The sequence below is a fragment of the Pseudoalteromonas sp. UCD-33C genome (assembly GCF_001306895.1).
Taxonomy (GTDB): Bacteria; Pseudomonadota; Gammaproteobacteria; order Enterobacterales; family Alteromonadaceae; genus Pseudoalteromonas.
This window is the reverse complement of record NZ_LJTB01000007.1, coordinates 12897-30098: the sequence shown is the minus strand read 5'-3', so window position 1 is coordinate 30098 and position 17202 is coordinate 12897. Positions and strand designations below refer to the sequence as shown.

General features: G+C 41.3%; 16 protein-coding genes. 6 read left to right on the top strand and 10 right to left on the bottom strand.

Features of this window, described 5'->3' with window-relative positions; translation table 11 throughout:
• Nucleotides 1-61: 61 nt before the first annotated feature.
• The 5 genes from AOG26_RS14025 to AOG26_RS14005 form a co-directional block, all read right to left on the bottom strand.
• Complete coding sequence (locus AOG26_RS14025) at nucleotides 62-1072, bottom strand: ABC transporter ATP-binding protein (RefSeq protein WP_054563066.1); 1011 nt, start codon at nucleotides 1070-1072, stop codon at nucleotides 62-64.
• Between the two features lie 11 nt (nucleotides 1073-1083).
• Nucleotides 1084-2583, bottom strand: coding sequence for an ABC transporter permease (locus AOG26_RS14020; RefSeq protein ID WP_054563065.1), 1500 nt, complete (start codon nucleotides 2581-2583; stop codon nucleotides 1084-1086).
• Entirely contained in the window at nucleotides 2583-3623 is a 1041-nt protein-coding gene (locus tag AOG26_RS14015; RefSeq protein WP_054563064.1) for an extracellular solute-binding protein, read from the bottom strand. The genes AOG26_RS14020 and AOG26_RS14015 overlap by 1 nt, the downstream gene beginning before the upstream one ends.
• Nucleotides 3623-4435, bottom strand: a complete 813-nt coding sequence (locus AOG26_RS14010; protein ID WP_054563063.1) for a hypothetical protein — start codon at nucleotides 4433-4435, stop codon at nucleotides 3623-3625. The genes AOG26_RS14015 and AOG26_RS14010 overlap by 1 nt, the downstream gene beginning before the upstream one ends.
• Before the next feature lie 95 nt (nucleotides 4436-4530).
• Nucleotides 4531-4986, bottom strand: coding sequence for a MarR family winged helix-turn-helix transcriptional regulator (locus AOG26_RS14005; protein ID WP_054563062.1), 456 nt, complete (start codon nucleotides 4984-4986; stop codon nucleotides 4531-4533).
• Nucleotides 4987-5089: 103 nt separating this feature from the next.
• On the opposite strand from AOG26_RS14005, the gene hmgA reads away from it, so the two are divergent.
• Together hmgA and maiA are read left to right on the top strand one after the other, a co-directional pair.
• Nucleotides 5090-6394, top strand: a complete 1305-nt coding sequence (gene hmgA / locus AOG26_RS14000; protein ID WP_054563061.1) for a homogentisate 1,2-dioxygenase — start codon at nucleotides 5090-5092, stop codon at nucleotides 6392-6394.
• Nucleotides 6394-7023: a maleylacetoacetate isomerase gene (gene maiA, locus AOG26_RS13995; protein WP_054563060.1), complete on the top strand. Its 630-nt coding sequence runs from the start codon at nucleotides 6394-6396 to the stop codon at nucleotides 7021-7023. Before hmgA ends, maiA begins: the two co-directional genes overlap by 1 nt.
• A gap of 53 nt (nucleotides 7024-7076) precedes the next feature.
• On the opposite strand, the gene AOG26_RS13990 is transcribed toward maiA, so the two are convergent.
• The gene (locus tag AOG26_RS13990; RefSeq protein WP_054563059.1) at nucleotides 7077-7307 is read right to left on the bottom strand and encodes a TIGR02647 family protein; all 231 of its coding nucleotides are present in this window, start codon (nucleotides 7305-7307) and stop codon (nucleotides 7077-7079) included.
• Nucleotides 7308-7384: 77 nt separating this feature from the next.
• On the opposite strand from AOG26_RS13990, the gene AOG26_RS13985 reads away from it, so the two are divergent.
• A complete protein-coding gene (locus tag AOG26_RS13985) occupies nucleotides 7385-7684 on the top strand; it encodes a DUF1496 domain-containing protein (RefSeq protein ID WP_054563058.1) in 300 nt (99 codons plus the stop codon).
• Nucleotides 7685-7740: 56 nt separating this feature from the next.
• A complete protein-coding gene (locus AOG26_RS13980; RefSeq protein ID WP_054563057.1) occupies nucleotides 7741-8007 on the top strand; it encodes a VF530 family DNA-binding protein in 267 nt (88 codons plus the stop codon).
• Nucleotides 8008-8011: 4 nt separating this feature from the next.
• Here the strand turns inward: AOG26_RS13980 and AOG26_RS13975 are convergent, their stop codons facing one another.
• On the bottom strand, nucleotides 8012-9634 hold the full coding sequence (locus AOG26_RS13975) for a diacylglycerol kinase family protein (protein WP_054563056.1): 1623 nt from the start codon (nucleotides 9632-9634) through the stop codon (nucleotides 8012-8014).
• 304 nt (nucleotides 9635-9938) lie between these two features.
• On the opposite strand from AOG26_RS13975, the gene AOG26_RS13970 reads away from it, so the two are divergent.
• Complete coding sequence (locus tag AOG26_RS13970; RefSeq protein ID WP_054563055.1) at nucleotides 9939-10628, top strand: anti-sigma factor; 690 nt, start codon at nucleotides 9939-9941, stop codon at nucleotides 10626-10628.
• A gap of 177 nt (nucleotides 10629-10805) precedes the next feature.
• Entirely contained in the window at nucleotides 10806-11903 is a 1098-nt protein-coding gene (locus AOG26_RS13965; protein ID WP_054563054.1) for a HupE/UreJ family protein, read from the top strand.
• An 8-nt stretch (nucleotides 11904-11911) separates the two neighbouring features.
• Here AOG26_RS13965 and AOG26_RS13960 read toward each other — a convergent pair whose 3' ends face one another.
• The 3 genes from AOG26_RS13960 to AOG26_RS13950 all read right to left on the bottom strand — a co-directional run bounded on the left by AOG26_RS13960 (nucleotide 11912) and on the right by AOG26_RS13950 (nucleotide 17192).
• The gene (locus AOG26_RS13960) at nucleotides 11912-12529 is read right to left on the bottom strand and encodes a TetR/AcrR family transcriptional regulator (RefSeq protein WP_054563053.1); all 618 of its coding nucleotides are present in this window, start codon (nucleotides 12527-12529) and stop codon (nucleotides 11912-11914) included.
• A 128-nt stretch (nucleotides 12530-12657) separates the two neighbouring features.
• On the bottom strand, nucleotides 12658-14061 hold the full coding sequence (locus AOG26_RS13955; RefSeq protein WP_054563052.1) for an efflux transporter outer membrane subunit: 1404 nt from the start codon (nucleotides 14059-14061) through the stop codon (nucleotides 12658-12660).
• Nucleotides 14061-17192: an efflux RND transporter permease subunit gene (locus tag AOG26_RS13950; protein WP_054563051.1), complete on the bottom strand. Its 3132-nt coding sequence runs from the start codon at nucleotides 17190-17192 to the stop codon at nucleotides 14061-14063. Before AOG26_RS13950 ends, AOG26_RS13955 begins: the two co-directional genes overlap by 1 nt.
• Nucleotides 17193-17202: the final 10 nt, after the last annotated feature.

Genomic DNA, 17202 nt, shown 5'->3' with positions numbered 1-17202 from the left:
GCTGAGGGCTGAAAGCTTTCTAAAAAATGCAGGCCATTTAGACCTGCACAGATATTTTTATTTAAGCTGCGTAAACCGCAAGTGGGTGTGTAGTATTGATAGATACATGCACTGCATCACCTGGGCGTACCATCACTTCATGGCTTACACGGCTTGTCACCACGGTATCGCATGCCAGTTTAACAGCACATAAACGACTGCCACCTTCGTAGCGCACCCATGTCACTTTACCATTGCTAGTAGCTGCATTTTGAATAAGGTGAATATCATCAGGGCGAAGTAATACATCAACTTTTGCAGTATCATGATCAACCCTAATAGCTGGTGCATTACCTAAATCAGTGGTGGCAATATCACCTTCACAATTACCGGCAATGAAACTTGCTTCACCTAAAAAACGCGCAACAAAGCGATTGCTTGGTAAGCTAAAACAGCGTTCAGGGGTATCGATTTGCTGAATAATGCCTTCTTTAAGTACACCAACACGGTCACCTACAGATAAGGCTTCTTCTTGGTCATGGGTTACCCAAATAGCAGGTACACCAGCATCTTTTAATGCATTACGAATATCCCAACGAAGGGTATCTTTTAAAGCTGCATCTAAGTTTGATAAAGGCTCGTCAAGTAATACGAAGTCAGGTTCGTGAGCCAGTGTACGCGCAAGTGCTACACGCTGCTTTTGACCACCTGATAAGGTAGCGGGCTTTTTATCACGAAATGCTTCAAGACCCAGCAACTTAATCCAATGATCAGCTTTTGAGGTATCGGTTAATCTAAAGCAAATATTTTGCTGCACTGTTAAGTGCGGGAATAACGCAAAATCTTGAAAGACCATACCCACTTTTCGTTTTTCTGGTGGTACTTTTAATTTGGGTGTTGCACGCCATGAGCCTAAATTAATTTCGCCTTCGCTGATAGGAATAAGCCCAGCTAACGCTTGTAAAATAGTACTTTTACCACAGCCAGTTGGACCAACTAGCATGAGGATCTCACTTTCCCCAAGTGATAAGTTAAGTTCACTTACCACACGATTGCTACCATAATCGATAGACAGCTTACTAACTGATAGCATTAAACTGATCCTTAATGTTCTAATTGACTGCGCTTTTCGCCTGAGAGCATTATAGCTAAGCCACATGCTGATATCACTACTAACAAGAGCCCAGGAATGGCAGCACGACCGAAATAACCGGCTTCATAAACACGCCATAAATAAGTTGATAGGGTTTCAAACCCTGTTGGACCAAGTAATAAGGTCGCTTCAAGCTCTCGCATTGATTCTAAAAATACCAAGGCTGCACCAGCAATGATACCGCGTAGTGTTAAAGGCAAGGTAATACGCATAAATGCTTCACGAGGGCTGGCACCTAATACGCGTGCTGATTTGATTAAACTCGAATCTAAGTGTTCAGTGCTGGTACGTACAGAGCCAACTGCCAGCGGTAAAAAGCGTAGCACGTAGGCAATCACTAATAATGCCAGAGTTTGGTATAAAAGCGGTAATTGCAGGCCACCATAAACAAGTGCAGTACCCATCACTATACCTGGAATACCAAATCCGAAATAAGTGACTCGTTCCATAATGCGCCCTACTTTACCGCTTAAGGCAGCATGTGCTACGGGCACAGCAACCACAACAGCGACAATAGCCGCAATGCCAGATGCATAAGCAGAATTCCAAGCAATGCTGAAATCAAAATCAGCAATTCCATCACGGGCAAGCCACAGGGTAAAAATGGCTAACGGCAAACAAATAGCCAATAATAAAACTGGTAGAAAAGTCACCAGCATGGCTAACTTTTGACCGTTTGATGGAAATAACATTAGCGGTCTACCGTGGCGCTCAGAAGCTGTTTTAATTTGTGATTCGATGAACAGTAAAAAGCCTACTATCACCATTAATTGTAACGATAACATCGCTGCACGACTTAACCCAAAGGCGTTGTATTCAACATAGATCACGCGAGTAAAGGTATCTAAGCGCATCATCGCCGGTGTACCAAAATCTGATAAGGTATAAAGCGCAACCAGTAATGAGCCCGCCGCAATACCGTTTATTACACGCGGTAATATGACTTTAAACACACTCATTGGCATCGACATACCTAAAGTGCGAGCCGCGTTTACCATGCTGGCATCAAGGCTCAGTAAAGACGAACGCGTTGTAAGCATTACAAACGGAAACGTATAAAGCGTCATTACAATGGCAGCACCCGTTAAGCCATACATAGGCGGTGTTTCAAAGCCTAGCAGCTGATTTATCTCACCGCCGGGGCCAAATGCTGCATATAAAGTAAACGCGCCAATATAACTTGGAATAGCAAGTGGAGCTGCAAACAAAACAAGCCAAAGCTTTTTAAAAGGAAGTTGAACATAGGCACTAATAAACGCCAGAGGCACGCCAATTAAAATAGAGCCTAAAACAGTTAACACCATAAGTGATAAAGTGTTACCAAGAATTTTTAAATTGTGACTATCAAAAACAGCCGTCGCATCACTCGCTAAAGTGATCAGAATATAAACTGGCACTAACGCCAAAAGCGCTGCAAGCAGCGCCATGGGATAAGAAGCAGGTATGCGCATTATAAAACACCGCTACTGCGCATAAGGTCGAGTGTTGGCCTTAAATCTGCCAATTGAGTTAAATCGATTTTCGGCGGTGACACATCCGTTAAGGCTGGTAATCCAGCTGGCTGGTCAATACCTTGGATCAATGGAATTTCGTAGGCTTCACGTGCTAAGTAGCTTTGTACTTCTGAACTTAGTAAGTAGCGCATAAAGTTCATTGCGTTCGGGTTGTCTGTTAGCGATAACACACCTGATGCATTAACTAAACAACCGGCATCTTGATTGGTAAAAGCAAGATCAAGGTTTGCATCTGGTTTACCTGATTTAAGACGTAAGGTGTAATAATGGTTTGCAAAACCAATATCCACTTCCCCACGCTCAACGGCCATCACTACACCAAGCTCGCCGGCATAGGTTTTCGAGCGTTTTTGAACTTTCTTAAGCCATTTAGCCGTTTTATCTTCACCTTCAAGAATACGCATTGCTGTGACAAATGATTGGAAAGAAGCATAAGCAGGTGCCCAACCAATTGATAAATCGCTATCAGCAATTGCCATTATGCTATCTGGGATCTGATCTTTTGATAAACGCTTAGTGTTGTAAGGTAATGTACGAATACGACCTGTCACTGGTGCCCAGCCCGGATAGCGGAACTGCGGTTGTAATTGCGCTTCTAAGTCACTTGGTAGCGGTTTAGCTAAACCTGCGTCTGTTACTAAGCCAATCGCACCTGAGTCAACGGCCCAAAATAAATCAGCACGTTTAACACCCGCTTTCGCTTCAGCCACAATCATGTTGGCAAGCGCAGCAGTTGGGCCACGGCGAATTGATAAATTAAGTTTTGGGTTTTTCTTTTGGATTGATTGCAGTACGTTTTCGTACAAACCACCTTCACCACGGCCTAAATATAAGGTTAAGTCACCCTCTAGGGCGGGTAAGTCTTTCACTGAAATTGGGCTTGCAGCAGAGGCTGCAAAGGCACGAGAAAGAGGTAGCGGCATTGCGCCCACCACCCCAAACGCAGCCAGGCCTTGAATAAAGGTCCTACGCTTCACTAAAATACATCCTTACGTGCTTTTTCGGCTTCTTCTAGTAACACCTTAGCGCGATCTAGTTTTTCTTGCATATCAACAACCACTGCACGTACTTGGTCAACAGACCCTTTGTCAGAAATAGCTTTAGGCAGGGTTACGTTAAAATCTTTTTCGAGAACTTCTACTAACTTCGCATCTTTTTCGATAAGTGTACCTTCAACACCTTCGAATAAGTGAAGGTAAGTATCGTGTACAATTTGGGTTGCTTCATCGCTTAAACGTTCTGCGTATTTTGCAACAACACGGTCTAATTTATGTTTGATCTCATCGATAGTAGCGCTTTGCGTCATTGTTTCAGAAGCAGTTGCTTTTACAGCTTTTAATAAGCCTTTTTGCTGGAAGTCGGCAGCAAGTTTAACAGCTCCAAGACCCTGCCACAAGGCAGCATTTAAGGCCTTTTGGTGCTTACGTACTTCGCTTGCTGGTTTTTTGTCATCAATGGCCATTTTGATACCATAAATGCCTTGCCAGATTGATGCATAAACCGGCACATAATTCGTTTCAATCGCACTGTGAAACTTTACCGATTCCCAGTATTCAATTAAGTCATCGCTGTTAACTGCTTTTGCGCCTTTTGTTTCATAATCGGTAACCATGGTGTCAACTTTACTGATCATCCACTCAACGTCTTCTGAGTAATCTTTTAAATTTTCTTTTAGATGATTAACGTGCTCACCAATTGGGCCATTTGCCAATACAGGTTGGGCAATAAAAGTAGATGCTAATACTAGGCTAAGACCTAGTGTTTTAACGGTGTTTAACGCTAATTTCATAGGGGGGACATCCAAGTTTCTAATTGTAAATGATAGCCATTATCATATACGTATCGATTGTCTAAATCAATTGCTATAAAGCCTTGATTACAGAATTACACATTTTTATTTAAGTGATTGGAAAGCTTACTAAGAGTGTTCATAAATTGTTTAAGTTCTTGGCTATCTAAGTCACTCACTAAACCTGCTTGCCACTCATTTGCTAATGGCACAATTTGCTCATGCAAACGGTTCCCCTCAACTGATAGTGATAACAAACTTGCGCGTTTATCCTTAGGGTTTTCTTTGGCTATTATAAGGTTTCTGGTCAATAGCGACTTTACTGCACGAGACACCGTTGATTTATCCATTTGTGCCATATCACATAATTCTTTGGCAGTGCGCTCGCCATATTGGGCCAAATTCGCAATTATCCGCCATTGTGGCACGGTTAAATCGAACTGCTGTTGATATAGCTCACTAAACTGCTCACTCATTTGCATTGCAATATTGGTTAATGAATAAGGTAAGAACTGTTTTAAATCGAGCGTTGTTTGCTTATCTGTCGTCATGGCTGCACTACTGTCAAATAATATTTACACATGTAAATTCAATGTAGTTTGAATTTAGTCTCACATGAGAGTATCTTACCTAAAACCTTTCAGGAGTCTAGTGATGAATAACGAATTACAATATATGACAGGCTTTGGTAATGAATTTGAAACCGAAGCATTACCCGGTGCATTACCTATCGGTCAATTCAGCCCGCAAAAAGTTAAATACGATTTATATGCTGAGCAGTTCAGCACAACGGCATTTACAGCGCCCCGTGCTGATAACCGTCGTACTTGGTTTTACCGCATTCGCCCGTCAGTAATACAAGGTGATTACACGCCAATTGATAATGGCCTTATTCGCACTGCTCCTATTACAGAAGTGCCAACACCCCCGACAATGCTACGTTGGGATCCAATCGAAATTCCAGCACAGCCAACTGATTTTATAGATGGTTTAGTCACTATGGCTGCCAACGGCAGTGCCAATGCACAAACAGGTATTGGTATTCATATTTATGTCGCTAATAAATCAATGCTACAGCGTTACTTTTATAATGCTGATGGTGAAATGTTATTTGTGCCGCAACAAGGTGAGCTATTACTTAGAACTGAGTGCGGGCAACTAACCGTTCGTGCAGGAGAAATTGCCGTAATTCCTCGTGGCATTAAGTTCGCAGTTGATTTGCTCACTGATACAGCCCGTGGCTACATCTGTGAAAACTATGGCCATGCCTATATTTTACCAGAGCGTGGCCCAGTGGGTGCCAATGGTTATGCCAATGACCGTGACTTCCACTACCCTGTAGCGGCTTTTGAAGATGTAGAAGGTGATTTCGAACTCGTAGCTAAATTCAATGGCAATATGTTCCGTTGTGATATTGGCCACTCGCCATTAGATGTGGTTGCTTGGACGGGTAACAGTGCACCTTACAAGTATGACCTTGCTCGATTCAATGTTATGAATACAGTAAGTTACGATCACCCAGATCCTTCAATCTTTACTGTATTAACATCACCATCGGGTACTGAAGGTGTCGCTAATATCGATTTTGCTATCTTCCCTCCACGTTGGATGGTGGCTGAGAACACATTCCGCCCACCTTATTACCACCGTAATATTATGAGTGAGTTTATGGGCTTAATCGAAGGTGTGTACGATGCCAAAGAGCATGGCTTTGTACCAGGTGGTTCTAGCTTACATAACTGTATGTCGCCACATGGTCCAGAAGCAGATGTATTCGAAAAAGCATCAAATGCTGAGCTTGAACCACAACGCTACGAAAACACTTTGGCATTTATGTTCGAATCGCGTTACGTTATATCACCAACTAAATATGCCCTTGAAGGTAAAGAGCGTCAGCCTAATTACACTGACTGTTGGCGCACTATTAAAAAACATTTCACAGGTAACCAGGACATATAATGAAACTTTATAGCTATTTTCGTTCATCAGCTGCATACAGAGTTCGCATTGCGCTTAATTTAAAGAACATTGATCACGAGTTAGTAACGGTTAATTTATTAAAATCAGAGCAACAAAGTGACGAGTACCTAGCTAAAAACCCACAAGGGTTATTGCCAGCACTTGAAACTGATCAAGGTGTACTTGCGCAATCGCTGGCTATTTTAGAGTGGTTAGAAGAAACTCATCCAGAAACGCCTCTTTTAACGGGTGATGCATGGCAAAAAGCTCAGATCCGTAATTTATGTTATGCCGTAGCGTGCGATATCCACCCTATCGATAATTTGCGTGTATTAAAGTACTTGGCTAACGATCTTGGTGTTGATGAAGAAGCAAAAACGACCTGGTATAAGCATTGGGTAGAAGTTGGCTTTGAGAGTATTGAAAAGCTACTTAATGAAGCGAATACTTTTTGTGTGGGCAACAAACCAACGCTTGCTGATGTGTGCTTAGTGCCGCAAGTATTTAATGCCTTGCGCTTTAAAGTTGATATGACCAAGTACCCTAAAATTGCTGCGGTATATGAGCAATGTAATAAGCTTGATGCCTTTATTGATGCTGCACCACAAAATCAGCCAGATGCAATTTAAGCTTTAAGATTTGTAGTTAAAAAGGCCCGAACACTTCGGGCCTTTTTTATTTGTTATCTAAGCGCTGAGTTAATCACACTCACATGGTTTATTAAATCGAGCCCTAAGTCGGTTAAGTAGCCCCCATCAGGACTATCTGTAATACCTTTATCATAAAGACGTTTTGCTGCATCTTTAATTGAGCTTTCGGCATCGGAATGAATTTTAATTCCCTGCATTTGAGAGTTGCGAGGAAATTTTGCAAGCAGGGTTAGTTCGTCGATCATATTTTTATCAAATTGCATGTGTTCACCTTTTTATTATTTATTCCTTGTCATAAGCTTAGTGTAGTTATACAGATCTGCCCAACGGGAGGCGTATTTTGTTAAAGAAAATTTTACTGTTAAGTACTTTGTTTACTTTAGGGTTTCTAAACCAAGCACTAGCAAAGGAAAAACCACTAATCGTACTTGATGGTCAAGAGGCATTAAACAATCAAAAAGTGTGTTGGTATGAAAATAAACGCTATACCGAAGGTGCCTATATTGCCGTTGGCGATATTACGTTAATTTGCACTGCTAAACAGCCTAATTTTTCAAACAGTGATTTGGCTTGGCTCAGACTAAATGCTAATGGCGAGATTATTTACCCTAAACAAGCGAAAACGATTCACGTCAATTAGCTTAAAACGCACAGATAGGGTACTATTGCGCGGTTGCAAATAACCTAAGATTTATCATGGACAATCAACCAAATAATCCGTTACATGGCGTTAAACTAGCCGACATCGTTACTAAACTTGAAGAAAAACTTGGTTGGCAAGGTATGGCAGCGCACGTAGACGTACGCTGCTTTCAAAATGACCCAAGTGTGAAGTCGAGTCTTAAATTTTTACGAAAGACCCCTTGGGCACGAGAAAAAGTAGAGCAGTTATATATTGATACCTTTATCGATAATGACCAAGCTGATGATGGCACTTTCCAATGGAAAAGCATCAAAAGGTAACCACTTAATCTTCAGCTGCTACAATCACCGAAAGCGATTTCGGTGATATCTCCACCTCTAGTTTATCTGCAGTTTTAACTTCACCATCAATAACATAGGTCAACCCTTTTTCTGCGCTTACTGTCACTCGTTTAGCATTTGTGTGGTGACTGTTAATAGCAAAACTAGTTTGCGTAATACTCGAGAACACTAACTCCGCAATACTTAAAGTACTCGCTTTAGAATCGGCACTAGGTGTTAGCCAGTTAACATCAAGTAAACCATCTTGGTGATCTGGCTGACCTGCAGATTGAGCAAGTAAAGTAGTAAATGGCGCTGCGTTGGCGATGATTAAACTGGTGGTATTGATTGTTTGCTCATCGTTATTATCAAGAGTAACAACATAGTCTTGCGCTTCATGCTCACCTAATGCTTGCCAAAATCCTTGTAAATAAGCTAATTGCCCAGACTCATTTTTAGCATCACGATGGGCTTTTTCAATCATCTTTTGTTCAAAACCAATTCCTGCAAGTAATAACATACGCTCGCCATTACACACAGCGGTATCTATCCGACTCGCCTGCCCTTCAATTATCAGCTCACAAGCCTGCTCAACCGGAATAAGCTTCGATTGTATACCCATCAACACATGAGCGAGCGCATTGGCAGTACCTAAAGGAATGATACCCAGTTTACACTCTGTATTTACAAGTACACTTGCCACCTCTGTTACTGTGCCATCGCCACCACAGGCGATGACTACATCAGGGTTCAATTCAAGTGCTTCTTTGGCCAACTCAGTACCATTTACCTGTTCTGACGTGGTGTAAACAGTTAAATCGTAATACTCAGACAAACGAGAGGTAATTTGCTTACGTTTAGCTTCCCACAGTTTTGTACCAGAAACAGGATTAGCGATGAGCACAGCTTTATTTTTGATTAACAAGTCACCTCTACGATGGCGACGCACAAGATGACGCAGCTGGCGCTTGTTTAAATTTGCAGTTTCTCTAGTTTCTTTAATTTGTGCGAGTACTTGGTGTACATCGGCATCTTTGTTTTGGCTAAGTAAGTAAGCTGCCATCACAAAAACTGAACGGCCACGCCCTAAGGCGCAATGTACTACGACACGTCTATCTGCTTTTACTTGATGGTCAATCCAATTAATCGCTTGGTGTAGTTGCGCGCGTGTTGGCACGCTATGATCAAGTACAGGGATATTTAAATAACGAATATTCTCTTGCGTAGAAGACCATTCAAGGCCATCAAACTCACAAGTTACATCTAAAATAGCTGTAATACCCATTTCTTTCATGGTGTCTATATCTGAAGGAAATAAACGACAGGCTAAAAATAAATGCTCATTAATTTGTTGTAATGGTGGCACTTTATCGTGTTTTCTCGACCAAGCATTGTAAAGTTGTGCACCCAATAAAAATGGAATAAAAGCCCAACGAATATAGATAGGAATAACGCCATTTTCACGTTTTCTAAAAATACGTGCAATATTAAAAAAATATGCGCCACTAACCAAAAGTAACGACAAAGCCGTCCAATAAAAAAACAGCGCAAAGTAAACAGTTTCTACCCGAATAGCCGCAATTATAAATACAATCGCTAAAGCTAAGTAACTAAATGCTGCCCACATAATCACTCCTTGTTATTCTAATTGCATACCACGTTGCAAGTTTCACTCCAGTAAAAGCCGTTCAATTACCCCTACTGGCTATTTAAAATCAGTAACTTAGCATTTATAAAAAAGCTTACCATTTTAGTTTAGGACATTTTTTCACAATTTTATGAATAACTTACAATAATTTACATAGAACCAATTTGATAGATTTGCCAAGTACTCTTTCCCTGCTAGTCTAAGTTAAAAGCCATGCCTAATAATGACAGGTTTTTAGTAGAGCTTTCGTTAAAAATTTAAATCAACCCGAGCCTAATTCGTTATGAAATACGATGACCAAACGCTACTTAATTTACTTGCAGCAGAATATGTTTTAGGCACTTTACATGGCCATGCCCGAGATAGATTTAGCCGCCTAATGCGTACCTCTCCTCGAGCCCGATACGCAACCTCCTTATGGCAAAGACATATAAAAAACTTAGAAAACGCGATTGAATCTAACCCACCTGATCAGCAAGTTTGGGATAAAATAACAAAACGGATTGACCCATTACTTCTACCAACACAGAAGAAAGTAAAAGACCCTAACTTTGGAATATTTAATTCTTGGGCAGCTATTGCAACAGCGGTTTGTATTGTGTTGGTATTAATTACTTGGCAACCGCAAGAGTCGTTTAGTGATAAAATAAATCACTCGGTAACGTTTTATGACTCAGCAAATAAGCCAGTTTGGAATTTAGATATAAGCGATCACAGTATTTTACTTAAAGCAGCTAGCGGCATGAGTATACAAACTGATTATGATTACCAGTTGTGGATCCGTTTAAAAGGCTACCCGAGCGCCATCCCTATTGCTTTACTACCAAAATCAGATAGTAAAGAAATTGCCCGAAATGCATTATTTAAACCACAAAATATCACTTTACTTGCAATAAGCCGTGAGCCAATTGGCGGCTCACAATCAGGTAGCCCAAGCGAAATTATTTTTACAGCCGTACTCGATGCGAACTAATCATACACAGACTAGAAACAATATAAATACGAGCAAAGCCATTATTTCTAAGATAAACGACCTATTCGATAAACCTTTGTACTTGCTATAGTTACAGCCTCTTTTTATATCCGCTTTAAAAAATAGGCGGTAATTCGAGTATTAGACTCATCTCCTTGTATTATCTTAGGAATAAAAATGAAAAAGTCGTTGTTGTTTACGCTATTTCTATTAATTTTTAGCTCTATCTGTCACGCCCACCAGCAAAGCACCGCTTATCTTAATTTAGAACAACAAACGAGCAATAAGCTATTGCTAGTAGGCTCTTGGCAAGCCTCGGTGAATGATCTCGATAAAGCGCTCAACTTCGATAATAATCAGGATAATGTAATTACATGGCATGAAATTACATCACAGCAGCAAGCAGTATTAGACTATCTAAATAGCCATTTTAATGTGTTACAACAAAATCAAAGCTGCAAGGTCACGATTGATGGTGCAATCAGTATAGATAACCACTTTAATCAGTCGTATATCCATGTGCCACTACAAGTTGATTGTCCATCTGATAGTTCTATAACAGTTAATTACACAGCCCTATTTGATATAGATGAGCATCATCAAGCAATTGCTGCCATTGCTAAATCAAGCCGCGTATTTGAACAAAATACGCCAAAACAAGTTATAAACTTTAAAGAGCAAAGCTTCACCACAACGTTTATTGAATATGTACATCAAGGCATATTACATATTTGGATGGGCACAGATCATATCTTGTTTTTAATCGCGCTATTACTGGGCTGTGTGTTAGTTCGTAAGCAAGGCGAGTGGCAACGTGTCGAGTCTAAAAAACAAATTCTAATTGATACAGCTTGGATCATCACCGCTTTTACACTTGCTCACTCAATTACCCTAACAGCGACTGCTATGAATATCATATCGCCAAACACCCGATGGGTAGAATTAGGTATCGCGCTTTCTGTATTATTTGCTGCAATAAATAATGTTTGGCCAATGATTGTGCGCTTAGGCTGGATCACATTCTGTTTTGGTCTATTACACGGTATGGGGTTTGCGAGTGTTTTAGGTGAGCTTGGTTTATCAAATGAATACCAGCTAATGAGTATTTTAGCCTTTAATTTAGGGGTTGAGATTGGTCAACTGGTTATTTTAGCAATTTGTTTACCACTACTAATGCTACTTAGAAATAGTCCCTGGTACAAAAAAGCCATTATGCCAGCAGGTTCAGTGCTCATTGCCATTATGGCAATCCAATGGTCTATAGAGCGCTTTTAATAAGCGCTTTATTCAAAGGGTAACAATAAGGTTTTCATTGTTGGACGTAGCGCTTTAAGTAACTCATGAATATCTAAATCAGGGTTGAGCATTTTGCGCAGTAACAAGCCACCCATTACTGAAAACATCACTTCAATACGGGCATTCACTTCTTCAAGTGCAGTACCTTGTAATGGCCCTCTTTCACCCACTAATAATTCACGCATAGAATCACGAGCGTGGCTATCTGACTCACGTAATAAGTTAGCCACTTTTTCATTGCGTGCAGCTTCGGCGAGCATTTCTAAATCAAGCGCACCTTGATTCAAATCGGTATGGCGCTCAACGCCTCTACCTAGACCATCTAGTAATACATTGACACGATCGCCAGGTTTATCAGCAAACTCTTTAAAGATTGAGAACATTTCTTCCATATCACGCTCAACAATCGATTCTATAATCGCTTCTTTACTGGCGAAGTAATTGTAGATGTGGCCAGCACTCATACCCGCGGTTTTAGAAATTTCGGCCATTCCCGCGCCATGATAACCTTTACGTCGAAAACAATCCGCTGCGGCACAAAGCACTTGATTACGTCTTGCCTCAGCAAGCGCAGGGTCATTGTGTCTTTTCGTTTTTTGCGTCATGGTTTCTCCAAGCTTTACTGACTAGGGTTAACTTTAATTTAAACAAGGTTTACAGGATCTTAATCTTTGAGGAGAGTCAAAACAACTAAGAACCTGCAAAACCTTAAATAAATTATGCTTTCGCTGATTTATTGCACAGTTTTTTGTGCGTTCCAGCCGCCACCTAGTGCTTTATACAAATTAATTTGGCTCGCCAGATACGCTTGCTTACCCAAAATTAACCGTTGTCCTGCACTGTACCAATTTCGTTGTGCATCCAATACTTGCAAGTAGCTGTCGGCGCCTTTTTGAAAACGTGCATCCGATAAAGTAAAAGATAGCTCATTACTTTGATACAAGTCATTCAGGGCATCTAGCTGATGCATATAACCTTCACGGTCAGCAAGGGCATCAGATACTTCTTTAAATGCCTGTTGAATGGTTTGCTCGTAACTGGTTATAGCTATTTCTTGCTGAGCTTTTGCAACATCGAGATTAGCTTGATTACGACCCATGTTAAAAATAGGCAAGTTTACCGAAGGCACAAAGCTCCAAGTCCCAGAACCTGAATCAAAAAGATTACTCAAGTCAGCTGAAGCTGTCCCCGCATTCGCGGTTAAACTGATGCTTGGATAAAATGCCGCTTTTGCCACACCAATATTTGCATTGGCAGCCAATAAATCATGCTCTGCAGCTTTGATATCAGGTCGCTGAGTCAAGAGCTCAGACGGTAACCCTACTGGCACATCAGGCAAACTAAGTACATCATCTATACTTTCACTTGGTAATAAATCTGCAGTTACGGTTTTACCCACTAGAAAATCGAGGGCATTTTTATCGCGCTTAAGTAAACGCTGATAGTTTGCAATATCGACCTTAGCGGTTGCTACTGTACTTTCAAGTTGCGATAGCGTTAACTGAGAAGCAGCACCTAGTGCAAATGTTTTACGGGTTAGCTCTAAAGACTGCTGCTGAGACTTCAACGTCTCGTTTGCTAAAGCCAATAGCTCTTTATCCGTCGCATAGTTAAGCCATGCATTCACTAATTCGGAGATCAAACTAATGCGCACACTAGTCAAACTGTATTCAGCCGAATATAGGTTTTGTAATGCTTGCTCTGATTGGTTACGTACTTTGCCCCAAAGATCAATCTCGTAAGCGGTTAGGCCTACAGTTGCTGAATAGTTTTCAGAGATAGTTGCTTGACCAGTACCAGATAAATCTGCCGGAAGACGCTGACGAGTACCCGATGCATTGAAATCAATGCTTGGGTAAAGCGCTGAATCTTCAATCTGGTACATTGCTCTAACCTGCTGCACATTCAGTGCAGCAGTTTTAATATCTTTGTTGTTTTCCAGCGTTAGCGCAATCAACTGTTGAAGTTGCGCATTACTGAAAAATGACTGCCAATTGAGCGCATTGATATCGCCCGCTGTACCTTGGATATCATAGTTTTGAGCAACGGGTAATTCACGTTGCTCCATATCTGGCGCCATATTACAGGCAGATAACATAAGTGCAGCAACAGACACTGAGATAAGTTTAGCTTTCATTATGCCTGCTCCTCATTAGTTGATTTTGTTTTGCCTGGGAATACTCTGCGCACCAGTACAAAGAACAGCGGCACAAAGATTACTACAATGGTCGATGACGCAAGAGTACCGCCAATAACAGCAATACCTAGTGCGTTTTGTGCACCTGAGCCTGCACTTGATGCAATTGCTAGTGGTAGTACACCACACACAAATGCCATTGATGTCATAAAGATTGGACGTAAACGTAGACGAATAGCTGCTACCGCGGCATCGACAAGTTTCATACCTTCATCCATTTTATGAATAGCAAACTCTACAATTAAGATGGCATTTTTTGATGCCAGACCTATGGTGGTTAATAGACCCACTTGGAGATAAATATCGTTTGATAAATTAAATACAAATGACGCAATCGACGCACCAAATACACCAAGCGGTACAATTAGCATAACTGCAGCAGGAACTGACCAGCTTTCATATAACGCCGCTAAACATAGGAATACCACCAACAATGAAAGTGCATAAAGTAATGGCGCTTGACCACCACTTAAACGTTCTTCATATGAAATTCCTGTCCATTCGAACGATACGCCCGGTGGTAATTTCTTAACCATTTTCTCAACTTCAGCCATCGCTTGACCAGTACTGTAGCCCGGTGCAGCCGCACCTTGGATTTCCATCGCTGAAAAGCCGTTATAACGCTCAAGACGTGGTGAGCCATATGTCCAATAAGAATGAGCAAAGGCAGTAAATGGCACCATGTCACCATTGGCGTTACGGACATACCACTCATCTAAGTCTTCTGGCACCATGCGTGATTCAGGCGTACCTTGTAAGTACACTTTTTTCACACGACCACGGTCAATAAAGTCATTTACATAGCTACTACCCCAAGCCGTTGATAACGTATTATTGATATCTGCTTGAGTAAGACCTAATGCTTCGGCTTTTGCCAAATCAATATCAAGCTCTAGCTCAGGTTTATCTTCTTGACCATTCGGACGCACACCTGATAACACAGGGTTTTGTGCAGCCATACCTAAAAACATGTTACGTGCTTCAAGTAGTTTTTCGTGACCTAGACCAACCCTATCTTGTAAGAACAAGGTGAAACCGTTTGCAGTACCAAGCTCAACAACCGCAGGAGGTGGGAAAGCAAATACGAACGCTTCTTTAATCGTTGAGAAGTATCCCATGGCTTTACCCGCAACCGCACCGACGGTTAGATCAGGACGCTGACGTTCATCCCAGTGTTTTAAACCCACAAAGCCGATTGCCGCGTTTTGACCAGAACCTGCAAAGCTGAATCCTGTTACCGTAAAGATAGACTTAACCGCTTCTGATTGTTCTTCTAAGAAGTGATGTTCCATCTTTTCAACAACTTTTAAAGTTTGCTCTGTTGTTGCACCTGCAGGTAAGCTTACTTGGTTAAACAAAATACCTTGGTCTTCATCTGGTAAGAATGCCGATGGTAATTGTGAGAAAATAAACACCATGCCACCCACGATTAAACCGTAAATAAGTAAATAGCGTTTACTGTGCTTGATCATGCGAGAAACAAAACCTTGTGTACCCGAGTTCGTTCTGTCAAAACCACGGTTAAAGCCAAGGAAGAAACGACCAAATAAAGACTTATCGTTATGTACATGACTTGGTTTTAGCATTGTCGCACATAAAGCTGGCGTTAAAATCAATGCAACAAGCACTGATAAACTCATCGCAGTTACCAAGGTAATTGAGAACTGGCGATAAATAACCCCTGTTGAGCCTGGGAAGAACGCCATAGGCACAAATACTGCCGAAAGCACCATCGCAATACCAACAAGGGCACCTTTGATTTCATCCATTGATTTACGTGTTGCCTCAAGAGGAGATAAGTTCTCTTCGGTCATTACACGTTCAACGTTTTCAACCACGACGATTGCATCATCTACAAGTAGACCGATGGCAAGTACCATCGCAAACATGGTTAAGGTATTAATTGAGAAGCCAAACACTTGCAAGATAGCAAACGTACCTAGCAATACAACAGGTACTGCAATAGTCGGAATAAGTGTTGCTCTGAAGTTCTGTAAGAATAAGTACATTACCAAGAACACCAGCACAACAGCTTCGATTAGAGTGCTGACAACTTTTTCAATCGAAAGTGATACGAATGGTGTCGTATCGTAAGGAACAACCGTTGTTAAACCTTCAGGGAAGAAAGGCTCAAGTTCAGCAAGGGCCGCTTTTACGCCATCAGCTGTATCAAGTGCATTAGCACCACTGGCAAGCTTAACACCTAAACCTGATGCCGGTTTGCCGTTAAAACGCGCAACAACACCGTAGTTTTCACCACCTAATTCAACATCAGCAACATCACTTAAACGAACAACTGAACCATCAGCATTGGTTTTTACAAAGATATTTCTAAATTGCTCAGGTGTTTGTAAGCGGCTTTGTGCAGTTACCGTTGCATTTAATTGTTGGCCACTTACTGCTGGCAACGCACCTAATTGACCTGCTGAAACTTGCGCATTTTGAGCACTGATTGCAGCACTAATATCAGCAGGAGTTAATGAGTACTTCAGTAATTTAGCTGGGTCTAACCAAATACGCATTGCATATTGAGAGCCAAACAGCTGCACTTCACCTACACCGTTTACACGAGAAATAATATCAAGCACGTTTGATGAAACATAATCACCGATATCGATGTTGTTCATACTGCCGTCTTCAGATACAAAGCCTACAACCATTAAGAAGTTACGAGCAGATTTTGCAACCGACACACCTTGACGTTGTACTTCTTCTGGTAATAACGGTGTTGCAAGCGACAATTTGTTTTGTACTTGAACCTGTGCAATATCAGGGTCTGTATCTGCACTAAAGGTTAAGGTTAACGTCGCTGAGCCGTTAGACTCTGAGGTTGACGACATGTAGAGCAAGCCATCTAGCCCTTTCATTTTTTGTTCAATAACCTGTGTAACCGTATCTTCTAGAGTACGGGCCGACGCACCAGGGTATGTGGCTTGAATACTAATTGCAGGTGGTGCAATTGATGGATACTGCGCAACCGGCAAACTTCTAATTGCTAAGATACCTGCCAGCATAACAACGATAGCAAGCACCCAAGCAAATATGGGCCGATCAATAAAAAATCGTGACATTAAGTTTCTC

What these genes read in the sequence shown, in the direction of transcription:
- AOG26_RS14020 (WP_054563065.1), bottom strand. Translation starts at nt 2,583, where the DNA reads ATGCGCATACCTGCTTCTTATCCCATGGCGCTGCTTGCAGCGCTTTTG.
- AOG26_RS13950 (WP_054563051.1), bottom strand. Translation starts at nt 17,192, where the DNA reads ATGTCACGATTTTTTATTGATCGGCCCATATTTGCTTGGGTGCTTGCT.
- hmgA (WP_054563061.1), top strand. Translation starts at nt 5,090, where the DNA reads ATGAATAACGAATTACAATATATGACAGGCTTTGGTAATGAATTTGAA.
- maiA (WP_054563060.1), top strand. Translation starts at nt 6,394, where the DNA reads ATGAAACTTTATAGCTATTTTCGTTCATCAGCTGCATACAGAGTTCGC.
- AOG26_RS13990 (WP_054563059.1), bottom strand. Translation starts at nt 7,307, where the DNA reads ATGCAATTTGATAAAAATATGATCGACGAACTAACCCTGCTTGCAAAA.
- AOG26_RS13955 (WP_054563052.1), bottom strand. Translation starts at nt 14,061, where the DNA reads ATGAAAGCTAAACTTATCTCAGTGTCTGTTGCTGCACTTATGTTATCT.
- AOG26_RS14005 (WP_054563062.1), bottom strand. Translation starts at nt 4,986, where the DNA reads ATGACGACAGATAAGCAAACAACGCTCGATTTAAAACAGTTCTTACCT.
- AOG26_RS14010 (WP_054563063.1), bottom strand. Translation starts at nt 4,435, where the DNA reads ATGAAATTAGCGTTAAACACCGTTAAAACACTAGGTCTTAGCCTAGTA.
- AOG26_RS13960 (WP_054563053.1), bottom strand. Translation starts at nt 12,529, where the DNA reads ATGACGCAAAAAACGAAAAGACACAATGACCCTGCGCTTGCTGAGGCA.
- AOG26_RS13975 (WP_054563056.1), bottom strand. Translation starts at nt 9,634, where the DNA reads ATGTGGGCAGCATTTAGTTACTTAGCTTTAGCGATTGTATTTATAATT.
- AOG26_RS13970 (WP_054563055.1), top strand. Translation starts at nt 9,939, where the DNA reads ATGAAATACGATGACCAAACGCTACTTAATTTACTTGCAGCAGAATAT.
- AOG26_RS13980 (WP_054563057.1), top strand. Translation starts at nt 7,741, where the DNA reads ATGGACAATCAACCAAATAATCCGTTACATGGCGTTAAACTAGCCGAC.
- AOG26_RS13965 (WP_054563054.1), top strand. Translation starts at nt 10,806, where the DNA reads ATGAAAAAGTCGTTGTTGTTTACGCTATTTCTATTAATTTTTAGCTCT.
- AOG26_RS14025 (WP_054563066.1), bottom strand. Translation starts at nt 1,072, where the DNA reads ATGCTATCAGTTAGTAAGCTGTCTATCGATTATGGTAGCAATCGTGTG.